The sequence below is a fragment of the Amycolatopsis sp. NPDC114478 genome (assembly GCF_055633805.1).
Map to the genome: position 1 here is coordinate 87,129 of NZ_JBVKDO010000018.1, position 18,294 is coordinate 105,422.

The following is an 18,294-nucleotide window of genomic DNA, read 5'->3' on the forward strand; positions in this document are numbered from 1 at the left end:
GGGCGCTCAGACCGCGACGTTGCCGGGGAACATGCCTTCCCGCCAGTAGCGGAACAGGACTTCCGCCACGCACGCGGGCTTTTCCCGGCCTTCGAGCTCGAACGTCGCGGTGTAGGCGACCAGTTCCCCGTCGTCGAATTCCTTCACCGACGCGACTTCCAGCCCGAGCCGGATCCGGCCGCCTTCGGCCGGCACCGGGGACGTGATCCGGACTTTGTTCATCCCGTAGAACAGCAAGAGCGATTTCTGATCCACGACGACGATCTGGTTCCAGAAGTGCATGAACAGGGAAAGAACGAAAAAACCGTGCGCGACGGTGCCGCCGATCGGGCTGTTCCGCGACCGCTCGACGTCGACGTGCGGCCAGCCGTGGTCGTCGGTCAGATCCGCGAACTGGTCGGTCTTCGCTTGGGTGAACTCGAACCAGTCGCTGAAGCCGAGGTGCTGCCCGAGGTGGTCGGCGAACTTTCCCACAGTGATGGTAGTCGGCATGGGAAGAACCCTAAGCGCACCAAGGGAGAAGAAGGTGGTGCAACTGGCACCAGGCTATCCGACCGGGATTCCGGCAGAATCGATCGGAGTAGCCGTGGATTACGGGAACAGGTGCGCAGTGAGTTTTCTGACCGAATCCGACTGGTCCGGGAACATCCATCTCGGCGGCGGCTGGGTCCCGGGTTCCGCGGCGCCATTTCCGGTCCGGGAACCGGCGACCGGCAAGGAGCTCGGCGTGCTCGGCGCGGCGGGTCCCGAAGACGTCGCCCGGGCCACCGGACAGGCCGTCGCCGCGCAACGCGCGTGGGCGGCAGCGGGGTACCAGCAGCGCGCCGCCGTGCTGCGGCGAGCCGGCGACCGGTGGCTCGACCACGCCGGCGAGATCGAAGACTGGATCGTCCGCGAATCCGGTTCGGTGCGGGCGAAAGCGCGTTCGGAAGTCGAGCGCGCGGCCGACGAATGCTACGAAGCCGCCGCTCTCGCCTCGGAACCGGTCGGTGAGGTGCTCCGGACGGCGTCGCCGCGGCTGAGCTACTCGCGGCAGGTCCCGGCCGGCGTGGTGGGCGTGATCTCCCCGTTCAACTTCCCGGTGATCCTCGCGATCCGCTCGGTCGCCCCGGCGCTGGCGCTCGGCAACGCCGTCGTCCTCAAGCCCGACACGCGCACGGCCGTCTGCGGCGGCGTGGTGCTGGCCCGCGTCTTCGAGGAGGCCGGGCTGCCGCCGGGGGTGCTTTCGGTGCTGCCGGGCGACGCGGCCGTCGGCGAGGCGATCGTCACCGACCCCGCGGTCCGGGTGATCGCGTTCACCGGGTCCACGCGAGCCGGCCGGCGCGTCGGCCAGCTGGCCGGGGCGCACCTCAAACGCGCGCACCTCGAACTGGGCGGGAACTCCGCGCTCGTCGTGCTGCCCGGGGTCGACGTCGCCCGCGCGGCCGAGGCCGGCGCGTTCGGGTCGTTCCACCACCAGGGCCAGATCTGCATGGCGACCGGCCGGCACCTGGTCGCGGCCGAGATCGCCGACGAGTACGTGGCGGCGCTGGCCGAGCGGGCGGCCGGCCTCGTCGTCGGCGACCCGGCCGCCGACGACGTCGCGCTCGGCCCGCTCATCGACGAACGGCAGCGCGACCGGGTCCACTCCCTCGTCACGGCTTCGGTGGCCGCGGGCGCCGAGCTGGCGTGCGGCGGGAACTACACCGGGTTGTTCTACACGCCGACGGTCCTGGCCGGCGCGAGCTCGGCCGCGCCGGCGTACGCGCAGGAGGTGTTCGGCCCGGTCGCGCCGGTGACCCGGTTCTCCTCCCCCGAGGAAGCCGTCGCGCTGGCCACAGCCGGCGACTACGGCCTGTCGCTGGGTGTCCTGACCACCGACGGGCTGGCCGCGCTCGAGCTGTTCCGCGATGTGCCGGCGGGGAAGCTGCACATCAACGACCAGACGGTCGTGGACGAGTCGCCGAGCCCGTTCGGCGGGATGGGGATCTCCGGCAACGGCACGAGGATGGGCGGCACGCGCGCCAACATCGAGGCCTACACCGAAACCCAGTGGGTCACCGCGCAGAGCCGGTTCTCCGCGATGGCCGGCCGGTGAGCGGGCCGGCGGCCCTGCGGGCGCCGCGCTACGCCGGCGATCTGCGGGCCGACCTGATCCGGGCGTCGTTGTCCCTGATCGCGGACGAGGGCCCGCACGGCTTCTCCGTCGCCAAGGTGGCCAAGAACCTGAGTGTCTCCTCCGCGGCGCCGTACCGGCACTTCGCCGACCGGGCCGAGTTGCTCGCCGCGGTCGCGGCGGAGGCGGCCGCGCTCCTGCGCACCGAAATGACGCGCGCGGCGCACGGCGTGGCCGACCCCGCGAAGGCGCTGGCCGCGTCGGCCGGATCGGCGACCCTGTTCCTGATCGAGCACCGCGTCGACCTCGCCCTGATCTTCACGATCGCGCCGCACGGCCTGGAGAGCCAGCGGCGCCTGCTGCTCGCGGACTCGCTGACCCGGTGCCGCCGGGTGGCGGCCGACCCCGAGCGGGCCCGCCGGCTGCTGGGGCGGCTGGCCGCGCACGTGAGCGGCACGGCGTCCCTGTTCCTGTCCGGGCTCCGGACGCCCGGCCACGCGACGGCGGCCGCCGCGGCCCGCAGCGCGGCGAGCACCACCCACGCCCTGATCGAAGCGACTTCCGGCCCCGAGGAGCAAGGATGAACTCCCCCGTCGCCGCCCTGTTCGAAAGCCACCGGCCCGGCACGTCCGCCGCGTCGATCGCCGACGCGGCGGACGTACCGCTCCGCTACCTCCAAGCCTGGCTCGCGCCCGAAACGGCCGGGCGGCCCGCGTCGCCGCCGCCGCGCGGAACGCTCGTCCGCCTCGCGGCCGCACTCGGTGCGGAGCTCCCGGCGGTCCACCGGGCGTTCGCCGCCACCCTCGACGGCGGCTACTGGAGCCACTTCACCGCCGGGGACCAGGTGCTCGTGTTCGGCGAGCCGGACCCGCAGACCGGGCGCTCGCTCGTCCGGCGGGCCACGGTGGCGGCCATCTCCGGCGACCGGATCGGCGTGGACTTCGGCGCCGGCGACGAGGCGGAGTTCACGCCGGCCGACGGCGTTCGGCTGAGCCACGCGAACGGGTCGTGCCGGAGTGTCGTGGCGCTTCCCCAGCTGTGATGCCCAGGGACGTTGTCCCGAGTTGAGGTGACCACTGGCGACCTGTCGTGCAGACAGGTGAAGGCCTCCGGATGTGAACCGGAAGCCTTCGTGTCCCATTCCGCCCCCACGCACCCGACTATGGCCACCCCCGGGGCCCGCCGAAATCCACACCGACGAAACCCAGCGTCCCCGGACGGTTCAGCCCCGTGCCGCGGGGACGGGCTCCGGTGCCACCTCGGAAGCCGCCAGGTCGCGGCCCCGGGTTTCCTTCGCCGACCACACCGCGACCGCGCTGGCCAAGCACGCGGCCGCCATGTACACCGCGACGAGCACCGGGTTTCCGCCACCCAGCGAAAGCAGGCTGACGCCGATCAGCGGGGCCAGCCCGCCCCCGAGCACCGCCGCGACCTGGTACCCGGCGGACACCCCGGTGTAGCGCACGGTGGTGTCGAAGGATTCGGCCAGCAACGCCGCCGAGGGGGCCAGCAGCGCCCCCATGGGCGGGGACGCGAGCAGGCCGAGCGCGATCCACAGCAGCACCGGGTCGCCCGTGCCGATCATCGCGAACACCGGGTAGGCCACCGCCGCGAGCAGCAACGCGGCACCGATGAGCGTGCGGCGCCGGCCGATCCGGTCGGAAAGCGCGGTGGCGACCAGCATCGCGATGGCCGCGCCGGTCCCGTTGAAGACCTGTCCGATGAGGATGTCCGTGCGGCCGATGCCGACGCCGGTCGCGTAGGTCACGGTGAACGCGCTCGTCAGCGCCTGGGTCACGGTGGCACCGAAGACGAAGAAGCACGCTCGCAGCAGCTGGACGGGCCGGCGCAGCAACTCGATCAGCGGTGCCCGCCGGTACTCGGCGGCGGCGCGGCTGTCCAGGAAGACCTGGCTCTCCACGACCCGGGACCGGACGAACAGGCCCAGCGCCAAGAGCACCGCGCTGATCAGGAACGGAATCCGCCAGCCCCAGGTCAGGAAGTCTTCGTCGGGCATCAGGGAAACCAGGCCGAGGACCGCGGTGGACAGGATCGACCCGACGGGACCGCCGAGCTGCACGATCCCGGTGAGCAGCCCCCGGCGGGCGGGCGGCGCGTGTTCCGCGGCGAGCAACGTGGACCCGCCCCACTCGCCACCGACGGCGATTCCCTGGCACAGCCGCAGGAAAACCAGCAGTATCGGCGCCCAGCTCCCGGCGCCGGCGTACGTGGGCAGCACGCCGATCAGCGTGCTCGCCACCCCCATCAGGACCATCGAGGCCAGCAGCATCACCTTGCGGCCGTACCGGTCGCCGAGGTGCCCGAAGATCAAACCGCCGGCGGGCCGGGCGAAGTAGCCGACGGCGAACGTCGTGAACGAGGCGAACGTCGCCACCGCCGGGGACAGGCCGGCGAAGAAGAGCCGGTTGAAGACGAGCGCGGAAACCGTGCCGTACAAGAGAAAGTCGTAGTACTCGATGACGCCGCCGAGCAGGCCCGAGAAGAGGACCCGCCGCAGCCGGTCCCGGTCCGGCACTGGTGTTTCCTCGTTCACGGTGCAGCCCTTCCTGTGCTGGGTCGGCCGGTCATCGCGCGAACGATTCGCCGTGGTGAAGTGGGTTTGTTGCGCGGAAATTGCGCCATCCGGATCGACACACACGTTACACGAGGAAATCAGGAATGGCGTCGACGCTCGCCCGGCAAACAATGGGGCATCCGAATTTCGCACCACCGACGTAAGATCGGCCAACCGGGTGCGGACGCGTCCGGTCAGCCGAAGCGACCGTGGACGTAGTCGGCCGTGCGGGGGTCCGCGGGCTCGTCGAACATCGCGGCCGTGGGACCGGCCTCCACGATCAGCCCCGGGACACCCTCTTCCGCCAGGAAGAACGCGCACTGCGCCGATACCCGCGCCGCCTGCTGCATGTTGTGCGTGACGATCACGATCGTGACTTCGCCGCTGAGGTCCGCGATCGTCTCCTCGATCCGGCGGGTCGACGTCGGGTCCAGGGCCGAGCACGGCTCGTCCATCAGCAGCACCTTGGGGCGGACGGCGAGCGCGCGGGCGATGCACAGCCGTTGCTGCTGGCCGCCGGAGAGTGCGCCGCCGGGCTGGCGGAGCCGGTCGCGGACCTCCTTCCACAGACCGGCTTTCAACAGGCATTCGGCGACGAGGTCGTCGCGGTCGGCCGGCTTGACCTTGGTGCCGGTCAGTCTCAGTCCGGCCGTGACGTTGTCGTAGATGGACATCGCGGGGAACGGGTTCGGTTTCTGGAACACCATCCCGATGCGGCGGCGGGCCTCGGTCAGCTTCCACGACGGGGCGTAGATGTCGTCCCCGGCGAGCAGCACCTCACCCGCCAGCGTCGCGCCGGGCACCAGCTCGTGCATCCGGTTGAGGATGCGCAGGAACGTCGACTTGCCGCAGCCCGACGGGCCGATCAGCGCGGTGACCGACGACGACGGCATGTGCAGCGAGACGCGGTCGAGGACCTTCCGGTCGCCGAACCACGCCGACACCTCCCGGGCCTCGATCGCGGTGGCCTCCTCGACCGAAGGCAGCAGCATCGTCACAGCAGTCTCCTCACACCAGGTTCGGCAGCAGGGACGCCGCCTGATCGGCCACGGTCACCCCGAGCGCCCCCAGCACGGGCACCCCGATCACCCACGCGTGCCACCGGCCGACGCGCTGGTGCACGAACACCACCCCGGCCGCGGCGAGCGCGAGCAGCAAACCCCAGATCACCAGCGGGACCAACGCCGTGGCATCGCCTTCGAGCGCCTGCTCCCGGCCGGGCAGCGCGTACCCGGGCAGGGCACCCGCGGCCGGCACGGCGGGGGTGAGCAGCCGGGCGTCGACGCGGAGGACGTCGCTGGGCAGGTACGGCGGGCCGTCGGCGGTGAGCAGCGTCAGCCGGCCCTGCCCCTTCGCGGGCGCGATGGGCTGCGGGTCGTTCGCACGGCGGACGCCCATCACCTCGTACTGGTGCTTGCCCTGCCCGGTGACCACGGTGATCAAGTCGCCGTGGGCGAGCGAGCGCAGGTCGGAGAACGGGCCGCCGTAGCCGGCCCGCCGGCCCATGACCACGCTCACCCCCGGCTGCCCGGGCAGGACGGTGTCGCGCCGGTGCCCCGGCCCGGACTTCAGCACCGTCGCCGACGAACCCTCGCCGACGACCTCGCGCAGGCCGATCCGCGGGATCAGCAGCACGGCGACCGGAGTTCCCAGCTCGAGCGGGTGCCCGTCGCGGTCGACGCCGCCCGCCGGCGCCGTCGCGTTGGCGAGCTGGTCGCGGAAGGCGGCGTAGGCGCGGTCCTGGTCGCGGTTGTGCGCCAGCGCGCCGACCAGGCCGAACTGGGCCACCAGGCACAGCATCAGCGCCGCGAGGATCGACAGCGCTTGCCCGGCCGGCCGCGCCACCGCGGGTGGGACGGTCTCGACGGTCACCGCGACGCCCGGCGCCGCCGGGTCAGCACCAGCGCCGCGCCGCCCCCACCGAGGAGCACGAACGCGAGCAGCAGGAGGACGCCCACGTCGACGCCGGTGTTGGCCAGCCGCCGCTGCGGGACTTCGGTGCCGACCGACTGCGCCGCCTGCCCCCCGGTGCCACCGGGGGTGTCACCACCCGGGCCGGCCGCACTGTCGCTTGTGGACGGCAGCGTGCTCGTCGTCGAGCTGGTGCTGGTGATCGTGCCGATCGTGGTCGAGCTGGTGCTGGTACTCGTGCTTGTGCTCGTGCCGGTCGTCGGACGGCTGGTGGTCGTGCTCGGCGAAGTCGACGACGGCGTGGTCGTGGTCGTGGTTGTCGAGGCCGGCGTCGTGGAACCGGTCGAAGGGGAGGTGGTGGTCGACGTGGACGGCCGGGTCGTCGTGGTCGACGTGACCGGCGTGGTGGTCGCGGTCGTCGGAGTCGTGCTCGTCGTGGGAGCGGTCGTCGAAGTAGCCGGCCGGGTCGTCGCGGTGGTCGGCGTCGTCGGTGGCCGCGACGTGCTGACCGACGTCGGTGTGGTGGCCGTCGTGGTCGGCGGCGGCCCGGCCGGGTCGGTCGACTGGTAGTGGCCCGGGTCGGTGAAGTACATGTTCGTCGTGAACGTGCCGGTGGTCGTCTGGGAAAACGAGTCCACACAGGACACTCGCACGACGTACGTCCCGGCGGTGACGGTCGTGTTGTTGTCCGTCGCGATGTCGGTCATGCTCTTCGTGAACTGCACCGGGAAGCTCTGCGTCGTCGAGAAGTTGACGTCCTGCAGCCCGAACGTCGCGACGAGCCCGCTCGCGAAGCCGCCCGGCCCGAAGACGTGCGCTATGTAGGAGTCGGAGTCCGTGGTGCAGCCCTGCGAGGTCCGCACCACGGGCGCGGTCGCCCCGGTCCCGGCCGGCGGTTCGATCGCCAATGTGCCGAGGCTGCCCGGCGGCGGGAGCGCGGCCGACGCCGACGACGTCACCAGCGCGACCACGACACACGCCGCCGCGGCCGCCGAGCCGGCGGCCGCGGCCAGTTGACGCTTGCGCATGAAGACCCTTCCTTTTCCCTTACTGGACACGACGCCTGCGCACCACCCAGGCCGCGAGCGCCACCACGGCGGCGACCAGGCCCACGGCCCCGACGAGGCCGAACACCGCGGCGAGCGACCCGGACGCGGCGGGTGCCGGGTTCCGGTCCGCCACCTCGGTGCGGCCGGGTTCCGGTGCGGGGGTGACCGCGGCCGGTGGTTCCGGCGCGGCCGTTCCGGCCACCGGCCCGGCTTCCGCGCGCGGCGCCTGCGAGGTGGCGACCGGCGTCTCGGGCACGCGCGAGGGACCCTTCGCGGCCCCGACGGCCGCGTACCTCACGGGCGTGTCGAACTTCAGCGACGCGGTGAACTCGCCCTTGCTCTGCTGGCTGAACGAGTCGATGCAGTGCACGGCGAGGTCGTACCGCCCGGACAGCGTCGTCTTGTTGTCCGCGGCGAAGTCCCGCAGCGTCTGGGCGAGGAACACGTCGAACCCGCTCGCGTGCGATAGCCCGACATCGGTGTTGGCGACGACGATCTGGCCGTCGGCGGGCATCCCTTTGCCGCGCAGGGTGGCGAAGTAGGCGTCGGCGTCGGCCGGGCAGCCGCCGCTGGTGTGCATCCGGATGGACGCGGCGTCCTGCCCCTCGCCGGGGGTGATGACCAGGCCGCCGAGCGGCGCGGCTTCCGCGGGCGTCGCGAGCAGCCCGAAGGCGCAGACCGCGAGCAGGATCTCACTGCGCCGCCGCATGTTCGGGCACCTCCTCCACCGGCTCGGCAGTCGCTTTCGCGTGCCGCCGCCGTCGCGCGAACAGCACGGCGAACAAACCCAGCAGCAGCACGGTGAGCGCGCCGAGGGCGGCCCAGGGCACCGCGCTCAGCGTCACGGACTCTTCGGCGGGCCGGACGGAGTCGGTGAACCCGGTCGCGGGCACGGGGTCGACGTGCGCGGTGGCGTCGAGCCAGCCCGCGGGCAGCAGGCCACGCACGGTCGTGGTCACCTTGACCAGCCCGCCCGGCAGCAGCTCCGGGACCGGCGGCAGCGCGTCGGAGTCCACTGTGGACCCCCACGGCGTGCTCACGCTGACGCGCTGCTTGCCCGACAGCCGGGTGTTGCCGGTGTTGCGGACGGTGTAGCTGACCGTCGCGTCCCCGCGTCCGAACGGCGTCGCCGCGTACGAACCGGTGAGGCCGGTGATCGCCAGCCGCGGGGTGAGGTCGCCGGTGACGCGCAGGTAGACGCGCGCGCCGACGCGCTGCTCGACCGCGACCTTCTGCCCGTTCGCGCCCGTCTGCTCGGTCGTCAGCGCCGCGACGATGCCCGCCGCGTGGTCACCGGGGGTCGCGTTCGCGGGGATGGTCAGGGTGAACGGCACGATCGAAACCGACCGCGGCGCCAGGGAAACGCTCGTCTTGTCCGGCTTGGTCCACGCGCCGGCGTCGACCGAAGGCTTGCCCGCGGCGAGCAGGTCGAAGCCGCCTTCGGGGGTGTTGAAGGCGTCGCTGGCGTAGATCTTCAGCGTCACGGGGTTGGCGCCGACGTTGGACACGGCGACGAAGTCCTTGACGACGGCGCCGGGAGTGGCGCCGTAGCCGAAGCTCGCCCGGTTGTCCGGCGCGGTCGCCGTGGCCGGGCGGACCCCGAACGTCACCCGCTGGTCGCCCGGGCCCGGTGCCTGGGCCGGGGGCGGGGCGGCGGGCTGGGCGGCGGCCGACGGCGCGAACGCGAGCAGGAACGCGGCGGCCAGGGCGGCGAGGCGCATCGGGATCCCTTCGGGAAGCAGGGGTGGAACCGGGTCTCCGGCGGGGTCGGGAAAACCCGCCGGAGACCCGGGTGCTCAGATGGCGGTGAGGGTCAGGACCGAGGTGTAGGTGCCGGCGACGGTCGACGTCGGCACGTTGAGCGAAAGCCCGGCGGTCAGGTGCGCCGTGCCGTTGCCGCCGTTCGCGGCGGCGGTGGCCAGGGTGCGGGACCCCGCGAGGCCCGCGCCCGCCGGAGCGGCCGTGCCCGGGGCGATCGCCGCGGCCGGGTTCACGGCCGGGCCCGCGGTGATGTTCTGCGCCGCGACCTTGTCCACGATCGACGGCGTCCAGCCGAGGTTGCCGGCGTTGATCGCGTGCGAAGCGCCGTCACCGAAGTCGGTCGCCTGGCCGGAGACGTTCCAGCCGGGGTTGCCCGCCCGGGTGTCGGTGACGGTGACCGGGTTCAGGTTGCCCGAGGTCTGCAGCATCGAGGCGTCGGGCAGCATGACCGGCGACGGCAGCGTGACGTTCTGGTTGGCCACGCTGATGAGCAGCTCACCGGCGGTGACGGTGGTGGTGATGTTCTCCGAGGTGGCGACCCCGGCGAACGCCGTCACGGTCAGCGGCACGCCCGCCGACGCCGACGCCGCGAACGCGGCGGAGTTCGCGGGCACGAACTTCGCAGTGAACGTGTGCGCGCCGACCGGAAGCGCCGACGTTGACAGCGAAGCCGTGCCGCCGGACAGCGCGACCGGGTTGCCCAGGTTCGCGCCGCCGTCGGTGAACTGGATCGAGCCCGCCGCGCCCGCGGGCGTGACCGACGCGTTCAGCGTCACCGAGCTGTACTGCGCCGCCGTGCCGCTCGGGGTGACCGAGAGCGCGGTGCTGGTCGGCGTCGCGACCGGCGCGGTGACCTGGAAGGCCACCGCCTGCGACGTCGAGCCGGAGACGTTCGCCGAGCCGCCGGTGAAGACCGCGGTCAGCGAGTGGCTGCCGGTGCTCAGCGCCGACGTGGTGAGCGCCGCGGTGCCGCCGGAGACGGTGACCGGGGTGCCCAGGTTCGCCGCGCCGTCCTTGAACTGCACCGTGCCGCCCGCCGAAGCCGGCGTGACCGTCGCGGTGAGCGTGACCGGCGAGCCCTGCGTGACCGGGGAAGCCGGGGAGACCGCGAGCGACGTCGCCGTGGTGACCGCCGCGTTCGGGTCGGTGCTCTGGTAGTGCGTGGCGTCGGTGAACCAGATGTCCTTGGTGAAGGTGCCCATGACCTGCTGCGAGAACGAGTCGACGCAGCTGGCCACCAGGGTGTACTGGCCCGGCTGGACGGTCGTGCTGTTGTCCAGCGCGATGTCCTTGAAGGACAGGCCCTGCTGGATCGGGAAGCCCGCCGTGGTGGAGAAGTTGACGCTGCTGGTGGTCGTGGCGATGAGGCCGCCGCCGAAGCCGCCGGGCCCGTAGACGTACATGTAGTACGCGTCCGAGGTGGCCGGGCAGCCCGCCGACGTGGTCGCCACACCCGCGGTGGTGTCGAAGCCCGTGGCCGGGCTCAGGGTCAGGGTGCCGAGGGTGCCCGGCGGGACGGCGGCCGAGGCCGGCGCGATCGAGCCGAACATCGCCGCGAGGGCGGTGCCGACGACGGCCGCACCGATGGCGATCCGGCGCGCGAAGGGTCTGGAGCTCATGAGTGCGTTGCCTTTCCGGGCGTTCACGGCGTGACGATGGCGGTGTCGCCGCAGTTGGCGGCCTGGCCGAAGCCGTACTTCTTGATCAGGTCGGCGTTCTGGCAGATCGCCGAGCCGCTGCCGACGAACACGGTGCTGTACGGCGCGTTGCCCACCTGGGCACTCGGGATGACGTTGTAGACGTCCCGCTTGAACGACGAGCTGGTGTTCAGCGCGGTCGGCGAGATGCCGTTGAGCGTGGCCAGCACCGCCTTGCCCTGCACCGCCGGGATCACGCCGTTGACCTGCGCCTGGTAGGAGGCGATGGAGTACGGCGCGACGTTGGCCGGCTCGATGAGGAACGTGCCGGTGTTCTCCTCGATCGGGGTGTTCGCCGCGTCGACGTCCTTCACGCACGAGAAGGTCGTGGTGAAGTTCGCCGCGTCGGTCAGCCCCAGCTGGGACAGGAAGAACGACCGGGTGCCCGAGCCGAAGTGCGGCAGCAGCGGCTTGTACGTCGTGCCGACCCCGGGCGCCGTGCAGTTGAAGATGCTCTTCAGCTGCGCGGTCGTGAGCTTCTTGGAGATGGAGCTGTCGGCCCGGACCGCGTAGGTGACCGCGTCGACCGCGAACGGGACGTAGGTGAGGTTCTTGCCCGCGTAGTTCGCCGAGTTGTTCGACGACGACCGCGCGAACTGCACGCAGCCGGTGTTGCCGTCGAGCGAGGCCACGAGCGCGTTGACGCCGTTGCCCGAGCCCGCCGGCCGCGGGATCGTGCAGTTGGCGTTGACCGCGGGGTCCTTCGTGGTGATGTTCGCGGACCCGACCGCGTCGTAGGACCCGAGGACCTTGACGCCGCCGACGGTGATCGCGTCGGCGAGGCCGTTCACCACGCCCTGGGTGGTGTCCGAGCCGACGCCGGCGAGGTCGCGGAAGGTGGGGGCGCCGGCCGGGTCGGCCTGGGCGGCGCCACCCAGCACGAGCAGCATGGCCGCCGAGGCGACCGTGACGAGAGCGTGTCTCTTACGCACTTCAGGTATCCTTTTCGCAGCAGGAATGCCCGGGCTCGTGCCCGGACGTGCCGGTGTCGTCGTCTTCGCGGCCACGACACCGGGCTTGCTGGGTTCACCCGGCTCGTCGGGCGGTGGAGTGGCAGCTCCCCGCGCGGCGGGCCGCGGACATCACCTCCTCACCCGGCTGCCCCAGCGCGTCAGCGCCGGGCCGGACGCGGCGGCCACAGCACCGGCCGCGAGCAGGATGAGCAGCACGTACCGCACGAACCCGGCCGGCGTGGCCGGCGTCGGGCGCGTCTGCGCCACGGGCTGCTGGGCCGCCGTGCTCGGCGGCGGCGTGGCGACGGCCTTGACCGGCAGCGGCGCGGAAGCCGGCGCCGAGGCCGGCGTGGGCTCGCCGCCGGTGCCGTTCGCGAGCGGCTGGTCACCCGGGCCCGATCCGCCGACCGGCAGCCCGGCCTCCGGGGTGGGCTCCGGCGTCGTCGGCGGCGGTGTGAGGGCCTTGCCCGCGTCCGCGGCGATCTTGTCCGCGGCCGTGACGGCCTGGGCGCGCAACGCCGGCGGTAGCGGGACGTACCCGGCAGGCAGCTGCCCGAAGGCGATGCCGGGCTGCTGGCCGTCCCCGACCGCGTACTTGAGGAACGCGGCGTAGTCGGCACCCGCCTTGGTGTCCAAAGCGGACGGTGCGGTCGCCGCGTAGGCCAGGTTCGTCAGCGGGTAGGCGTCTTTCGCTTGGGTCAGCGGGTCGACCGCGAGGACGTCGCCGACGGCCCCGGGCTTGGCGGCCGCGACGGCGGCGAGCATCGACGTATCGGTCGGTGCGACGAAGGCGCCGGAGGCGTTGCGCAGCTTCGCCGTCGGCAGGCCGTAGCGCGCCGCGGTCGGGGTGTCGACGACCGCCAGCAGGCTGCGCTGTCCCTGCGGCTCGCGGTCGACGGCCTTGAGCTGCGGTTTCCCGTCCGCGGTCGCGAAGCCGGTCGGCGCCTTGCCCAGCGTGTCGCCGCGGCTGATCGCGCGGCCGGCCTCGTGCATGTCCCCGGCCAGCGGCCGCAGGTCGAGCGCGCAGCTGGCGAGCAGCCCGGTGCCGGTGCAGGTCAGGTCGGCCTTCGGGAAGTTCGACACCGGCAGCTTCAGACCTTTGAAGTTCGGGTTGACCTTCATGCCGTTCGGGTCCGGGACGCCGTCGAGGAAGTCCGCCGCGTCCTTGTCCGCGGCGACCCACTTCCACAGCGCCGTGGTCGCGTCCATGTCCACCGTGGGCACCAGTGCGTCCACAATGGACATCAGCCGGCCGGAGTCCTTGAACTCCGGGTTGAGCGCGACGAACTCCGGGTCGGCGGTCAGCGAGTCCGGGTTGCCCTTGAGGTAGTCCTGGCGGACCGGCAGCGAAAGCACGTACGACTGGGTGAGCAGCTTCGCGACCAGCCGCGGGGTGAGGTCGAGGTCGGTGATCTGCTCGCCGTCGCGCTGCCAGATCGCCGGCGGTACCACGCCCTCCCCCGCCGACTGCCGTTCGGTGATGAACGCGATGCTCAACCCGGACACCGTGATCGGCGCGTAGACCAGGGGCCGTGTCGCCTGCTCGGGTGGCACCGGGTCGCGCAGGAACGCGAGCCCGGGGGTGTCCGAGAGCACCGTCTGGCGGGCGACGCCGTCCGGGACCTGGGTGAAGCCGAAGACGGTTCCGCCGCCGGCGCACAGCTTCGGCTGCCAGCGCAGGACGGCGTCGGACAGGAACTCGTCCCCCGACGTCGGCCGCTCGGCCGCGCCGATCGGGCAGGCCGCGCCGACCGGCTGGAACTTCAGCGGGATGGCCAGGTGGTTCGCCCAGTTGGACGCGCTGAGCGGGGACGAGTCGAGCTGGGGACGGTTGTCGCCGCCGACCGTCGAGCCGTCGACCTCCTTGGTCCCGCGCGGGACCACGACCAGCCAGCACGAGCGCGGGCTGCCGTTCACCACGGTGCCGCAGCCGAGGCCGTAGGACTCGAGCGCGGTCTGCACCTCGAAGTCGACCTCGCCGCCGCCGTCGAGCCGGGTCTTGGCCAGCGGGAGCTCGTTCGTGGTGCCCGCGGTGAAGAAGTCGCCGGTCGACGTCGTCGTCACGCCGGTGACCGCGCGGAACGGCACGACGGCCTGCTGGCCCGGTGCCGACGGCTTCAGCGTCTCGAGCGGATCGACCAAAGTGGACCCGTAGCTGACCTGCCGCCGCCGGGCCCAGGCGCCCGCGACCGGCGAGCCCTGCGCCGCGAGGCCGCCGTACTGGCACTGCTCGCGCGCCGGCCCGGCCGGGTCGTCGCCCCAGCACTGCATCAGCTGCAGGTAGTTGGTGGCGAAGTTGCCCGACGGGCCGGTCGGCGCGCCGCCGGTCCAGCTGACGTGGACGGTCTGGTTGATCAGGTCGGTCGTCTGGTCCACGGTGACCTTCAGGGCCGAGAACGCGCCGGTGCCGGACACCGTCGCCGACGAACCGGCGGCGTCTTCGGCGTTCCCGGTATCGACGACGGCGACGGCGAGCGCGGCCACCGCCAGCACGGCGGCGAGCAGCAGGCGGGCGAGCTTCATCACTCCTCCTCCTTGCGCAGGCGGCGGGCCAGCATCGGCGGGCCGATGACCAGGCCGAGCAGGAGCGCGACGGCCAGCGCGGTGAGCAGCGCGGCGGTCGCGTTGTCGCGCTGGTCGAGCGACACCGGGACCGCGGACCCGCCCGCGGCGAGGTTCTGGCCGTTGACCGGCAGCCCGGTGTCGGGGTCGATCGCGCCGGTGGCCGGGCCGGTGGTGCCGTCCGCGCCGGGCGTCGCGCTCGTGCCGCCAGGGCCGTTGGTGCCGTTCGGGCCCGTCGCGGACTGCCCGCCGGGGCCCGTCCCGGTCCCGCCGGTCACCGGGGTCGGGGCCCGGGCGCCGCCGGTGCCCTCCGCGCACTGCGTCACGCCGATCTTGTCGCACGGTGACGGCTGCGGCGCGTTCTTGGCCAGGAGGTTGGTGCCGTCCGGGGAGAACGTCGGGTTGTTGCACTTCGAGATGTCGGTGGGTTTCTTCGTCGAGCCGGGGATCCGCGCCACCTGGTCGAGCCCGGCCTGCACGAGGTTCTTCGGCAGCGGTGAGTAGCCGAGCTGGTCGGCCTGTTGCTGGCCTTCGCACAGGAAGTAGTAGGCGAAGTCCGACAGCGTCTTGCCCTTGTCGGTGTTGAACGGTGACGTCGGGGTCGTCGGCAGGATCATGTAGCTGTAGCTCGACAGCGGATAGGTGCGCGCGTCCGGGTTGTTGTAGACGCCGCCCAGGTCCTGGGTGAGGTCGGGCCGGATGGCCGCGGCCAGCAGCGCGACGGCGACGCTGGTCGCCTTCGGCTCGATGTAGTACCCGGCCTTGTTGAGCACCTTGGCGATCGGGAAACCCGCGTTGCGCGCGTAGGAGTACTCGACGTAGGTGATCGCGCCCTCACTCTGGTCCTGGCGCACGTAGTTGGTCACGCCGAGGGAGCCGGACTGCCCGACCACCGGCGGCACCAGCGGGTAGTTGGAGGTGAACCCGCACGGCGTCGCGCGGCCGGCCTTGCGGCAGAACGCGTCCCACGCCCCGCCGTACTGGCTCGCCATGTAGGCGGTGAACTGCGCGCTGGTGCCCGAGCCGTCGGACCGCACGACCGGGATGATCTTGCGGGCGGGCAGGGTCAGCCCGGGGTTGTCGGTCTTGACGGCCGGGTCGGCCCAGTTCGTGATGGCGCCGGTGAAGATCCCGGTGAGCGTCGGCCCGGACAGCCGCAGGTTCGTCACGCGCGTGGCGCCGATGTGCAGGTTGTACATGAACGACGTCCCGCCGGCGACGATCGGCATGTACGCGTAGCCGCGGTCGGTCGGCGGGTTGTCGGTGACGCCGGCGTCGGTCAGTCCATAGGGGATTTCCGACACGGCGAAGTCGACCTGGCCGGCCTTGAACTGGTTGCGGCCGTCGGTGGACCCGGTGGCCGCGTAGCTGATCCGCATGCCGTACTGGCCGACGTTCTTGCGCCACTGGTCCAGCGCGTTGGAGCTCCACGTCGAGCCGGCCCCGCTGATCGGCACGTAACCCTGCGCGAACGCCGTCGACTGGCTCAGCAGGACCAGCACCAGCGCCCCGGCGATCCACCGCAGCACCCGGAAGTTCCTCACGACTGTCCCCCCATCCGGTCGCGGTCGGCGGCCGAGGCCCGCGCGCGGCGCCGGAGCGCACCCCGCGACAGCTCCCCGGCCGGGCGGCCGCCCGCGATCCGCGCGACCACGAACAACACGAGCACGAGCAGCATCAGCACCGCGGCGGCCCCGAACCCGCGGGCCTTCATCGCCTCCTCGGGCGAGGTGACGAGCGAGAAGGTGGCCAGCGGCAAGGAGATCTGCGGCCCGGACAGCGGGTCCGCGTTGAGGTAGGCGGTGAAGCCGGCGGTGATCAGCACCGGCGACGTCTCCCCGATCCCGCGCGCGGTGCCGAGCAGGATCGCCGTCGTCAGGCCGGACCGCGCGGTCGGCAGCACGACGTGCCACACCGTCCGCAGCCGGCCCGCGCCCAGGGCCAGCGACGCCTCCCGCAGGTTGCCCGGCACCAGCCGGATCACGACGTCGGCGGCGCGGATGACGATCGGCAGCATCATCACGCTGATCGCGCACCCCGCGGCGAGCCCGGACTTCTCCAGGCCCAGCGCGACGATCAGGGCGGCGTAGACGAACAGGCCGGCCACGATGGACGGGAGCGCGGTCATCGCGTCGACGATCGTGCGGACCAGCCGCGAGAACGCGCCGCGGACCTCGTTGAGGTACACCGCGCAGGTCAGTCCCAAGGGGACGGTGACGGTCAGCGCGATCGCGATCTGCTCCAGCGTGCCGACGACGGCGTGCAGGACACCGCCCTGCGCCAGCGGGTCCAGCGGCCCGGCGTTCGCCATGTCCTCGGTGAAGAAGTTCAGGTGGGTCAACGCGCCGACGCCCCGCACCAGCGGGTAGGCGACGATCGTGACCAGCGCCAGCAACGCGAACACCGCGAGGCTGTGCACGACGGCCGAGACGAGCCGGTCCCGGACCGTCAGCGCGTTCTCCGTCAGCGACACGAGCAGCGCGTAGAGGCCGAGGAACACCAGCCAGGCGAGCACGGCGAACCCGATCACCCCGCCGAAGGGCGCCAGCTGGGCGAACACGAGGGCGGTCAGCGCGACGGCCGCGACGAGCGCGCCGAGCACGGTGACCCGGTCGAGGAGCCGGCCGGGCTTGGTGACCCGCCGGCTTTCCGGTCTGCCGCTCATGCTTCGCTGCCCTGGCCGGACCGGCTGCGCGCGATGATCGCGGACGCGCCGAAGTTCACCAGCAGGGTCAAGGCGAAGAGCGCGAGACCGGCGGCCATCAGCGCCGACAGCCCGAACGGGCTGGCCGCGGCCCACTGCTGCGCGATCAGCGCGGACACCGAGTTCGCCCCGCTCTGCAGGACGTGCGGCTGGATGGTGAAGACCGGGGCGATGATCATGTAGACCGCGATCGTCTCGCCCAGCGCGCGGCCGAGGCCGAGCATGGTGCCGCCGATCATCCCGCCGCGGCCGTAGGGCAGCACGACGCTGCGGATCATGCCCCAGCGCGTCGCGCCGAGCGCGAAGGCGCTCTCACGTTCTCCGGGCGGTGCTTGGGAAAACGACTCGCGCATCACCGAGCAGGTGATCGGCATGACCATCATCCCGACGATCACCCCGGCGAAGAAGGTCGAGCTCGCGAACACCGTCTGGCTGCTCAGCGGGTCGTTCGCGTCGTAACCGTCCACTGTGAACAGCGGGAACCAGCCGAGGTGCACCGAAAGCCAGCGCGGCACGTCGAGGGCGTTCCACTGCAGGAAGACCGCGCCGAAGAGGCCGTACACCACGCTCGGGACGGCGGCCATCAGGTCGACCAGGCTGATCAGCACCCGCTTGAGCCGAGCGGGGGCGTACTCGGAGATGTAGAGCGCCACGCCGAAAGCGAGCGGAAAGGCCACGCAGAGCGCGGTGCCGGCGATCAGCAGCGTGCCGACCAGCACGGCGGCGATGCCGAAGTTCCCCGAGTCCGGCTGCCAGGTCTGCGTGGTGAGGAACGAAAATCCGGCGAGGTCCAGCGCCTGGGCGCCGTTCTTGACCAGGAACCCGCCGACGGTGGCCATGATCGCGAGCACGATCACGCCCGCCCCCAGGAGCACGGCGAGGAACGCGCGGTCGGCCCCACCCGGGGCCCCGGTTCTTCGCCGCACCTCCGTCCGCGGCGGCCCGGTCAGCACACTGGTCATTGCGCACTCCCCTGTCTCGTCGGGA

16 protein-coding genes are annotated in these 18,294 nt (G+C 72.3%); 3 read left to right on the plus strand and 13 right to left on the minus strand.

The window, feature by feature from the left end:
* Positions 1-6: 6 nt before the first annotated feature.
* Entirely contained in the window at positions 7-492 is a 486-nt protein-coding gene (locus tag ACZ7OH_RS38000; RefSeq protein WP_470285299.1) for a MaoC family dehydratase, read from the minus strand.
* 118 nt (positions 493-610) lie between these two features.
* Here ACZ7OH_RS38000 and ACZ7OH_RS38005 point away from each other — a divergent pair, with 118 nt between their 5' ends.
* The 3 genes from ACZ7OH_RS38005 to ACZ7OH_RS38015 are packed head-to-tail and all read left to right on the plus strand — an operon-like array spanning position 611 to position 3,137.
* Entirely contained in the window at positions 611-2,077 is a 1,467-nt protein-coding gene (locus tag ACZ7OH_RS38005) for an aldehyde dehydrogenase family protein (RefSeq protein WP_470285300.1), read from the plus strand.
* Positions 2,074-2,679: a TetR/AcrR family transcriptional regulator gene (locus ACZ7OH_RS38010; RefSeq protein WP_470285301.1), complete on the plus strand. Its 606-nt coding sequence runs from the start codon at positions 2,074-2,076 to the stop codon at positions 2,677-2,679. Before ACZ7OH_RS38005 ends, ACZ7OH_RS38010 begins: the two co-directional genes overlap by 4 nt.
* Entirely contained in the window at positions 2,676-3,137 is a 462-nt protein-coding gene (locus ACZ7OH_RS38015) for a hypothetical protein (RefSeq protein WP_470285302.1), read from the plus strand. The genes ACZ7OH_RS38010 and ACZ7OH_RS38015 overlap by 4 nt, the downstream gene beginning before the upstream one ends.
* A 180-nt stretch (positions 3,138-3,317) precedes the next feature.
* Here the strand turns inward: ACZ7OH_RS38015 and ACZ7OH_RS38020 are convergent, their stop codons facing one another.
* From ACZ7OH_RS38020 to pstC, 12 genes are all read right to left on the minus strand, one after another.
* Positions 3,318-4,631: an MFS transporter gene (locus tag ACZ7OH_RS38020; RefSeq protein WP_470285303.1), complete on the minus strand. Its 1,314-nt coding sequence runs from the start codon at positions 4,629-4,631 to the stop codon at positions 3,318-3,320.
* A 233-nt stretch (positions 4,632-4,864) separates the two neighbouring features.
* Positions 4,865-5,662 (minus strand): phosphate ABC transporter ATP-binding protein, encoded by a 798-nt coding sequence (locus ACZ7OH_RS38025; RefSeq protein WP_470285442.1) that lies wholly within the window; start codon positions 5,660-5,662, stop codon positions 4,865-4,867.
* Positions 5,663-5,678: 16 nt separating this feature from the next.
* Positions 5,679-6,542 (minus strand): sortase, encoded by an 864-nt coding sequence (locus tag ACZ7OH_RS38030; RefSeq protein WP_470285304.1) that lies wholly within the window; start codon positions 6,540-6,542, stop codon positions 5,679-5,681.
* The gene (locus tag ACZ7OH_RS38035; protein WP_470285305.1) at positions 6,539-7,609 is read right to left on the minus strand and encodes a hypothetical protein; all 1,071 of its coding nucleotides are present in this window, start codon (positions 7,607-7,609) and stop codon (positions 6,539-6,541) included. The genes ACZ7OH_RS38030 and ACZ7OH_RS38035 overlap by 4 nt, the downstream gene beginning before the upstream one ends.
* A 19-nt stretch (positions 7,610-7,628) precedes the next feature.
* On the minus strand, positions 7,629-8,339 hold the full coding sequence (locus tag ACZ7OH_RS38040) for a hypothetical protein (protein ID WP_470285306.1): 711 nt from the start codon (positions 8,337-8,339) through the stop codon (positions 7,629-7,631).
* Positions 8,323-9,351, minus strand: a complete 1,029-nt coding sequence (locus tag ACZ7OH_RS38045) for a DUF916 domain-containing protein (RefSeq protein ID WP_470285307.1) — start codon at positions 9,349-9,351, stop codon at positions 8,323-8,325. Before ACZ7OH_RS38045 ends, ACZ7OH_RS38040 begins: the two co-directional genes overlap by 17 nt.
* A 75-nt stretch (positions 9,352-9,426) precedes the next feature.
* The gene (locus ACZ7OH_RS38050) at positions 9,427-11,010 is read right to left on the minus strand and encodes an Ig-like domain-containing protein (RefSeq protein ID WP_470285308.1); all 1,584 of its coding nucleotides are present in this window, start codon (positions 11,008-11,010) and stop codon (positions 9,427-9,429) included.
* A gap of 23 nt (positions 11,011-11,033) precedes the next feature.
* A complete protein-coding gene (locus ACZ7OH_RS38055; RefSeq protein ID WP_470285309.1) occupies positions 11,034-12,020 on the minus strand; it encodes a hypothetical protein in 987 nt (328 codons plus the stop codon).
* A 150-nt stretch (positions 12,021-12,170) separates the two neighbouring features.
* Positions 12,171-14,564: a type 2 periplasmic-binding domain-containing protein gene (locus ACZ7OH_RS38060; protein WP_470285310.1), complete on the minus strand. Its 2,394-nt coding sequence runs from the start codon at positions 14,562-14,564 to the stop codon at positions 12,171-12,173.
* Complete coding sequence (pstS, locus tag ACZ7OH_RS38065) at positions 14,564-16,147, minus strand: phosphate ABC transporter substrate-binding protein PstS (protein ID WP_470285311.1); 1,584 nt, start codon at positions 16,145-16,147, stop codon at positions 14,564-14,566. Before pstS ends, ACZ7OH_RS38060 begins: the two co-directional genes overlap by 1 nt.
* Entirely contained in the window at positions 16,144-17,268 is a 1,125-nt protein-coding gene (gene pstA / locus ACZ7OH_RS38070; RefSeq protein WP_470285312.1) for a phosphate ABC transporter permease PstA, read from the minus strand. The genes pstS and pstA overlap by 4 nt, the downstream gene beginning before the upstream one ends.
* Positions 17,265-18,269, minus strand: a complete 1,005-nt coding sequence (pstC, locus tag ACZ7OH_RS38075) for a phosphate ABC transporter permease subunit PstC (protein ID WP_470285313.1) — start codon at positions 18,267-18,269, stop codon at positions 17,265-17,267. The genes pstA and pstC overlap by 4 nt, the downstream gene beginning before the upstream one ends.
* Between the last annotated feature and the right edge of the window lie 25 nt (positions 18,270-18,294).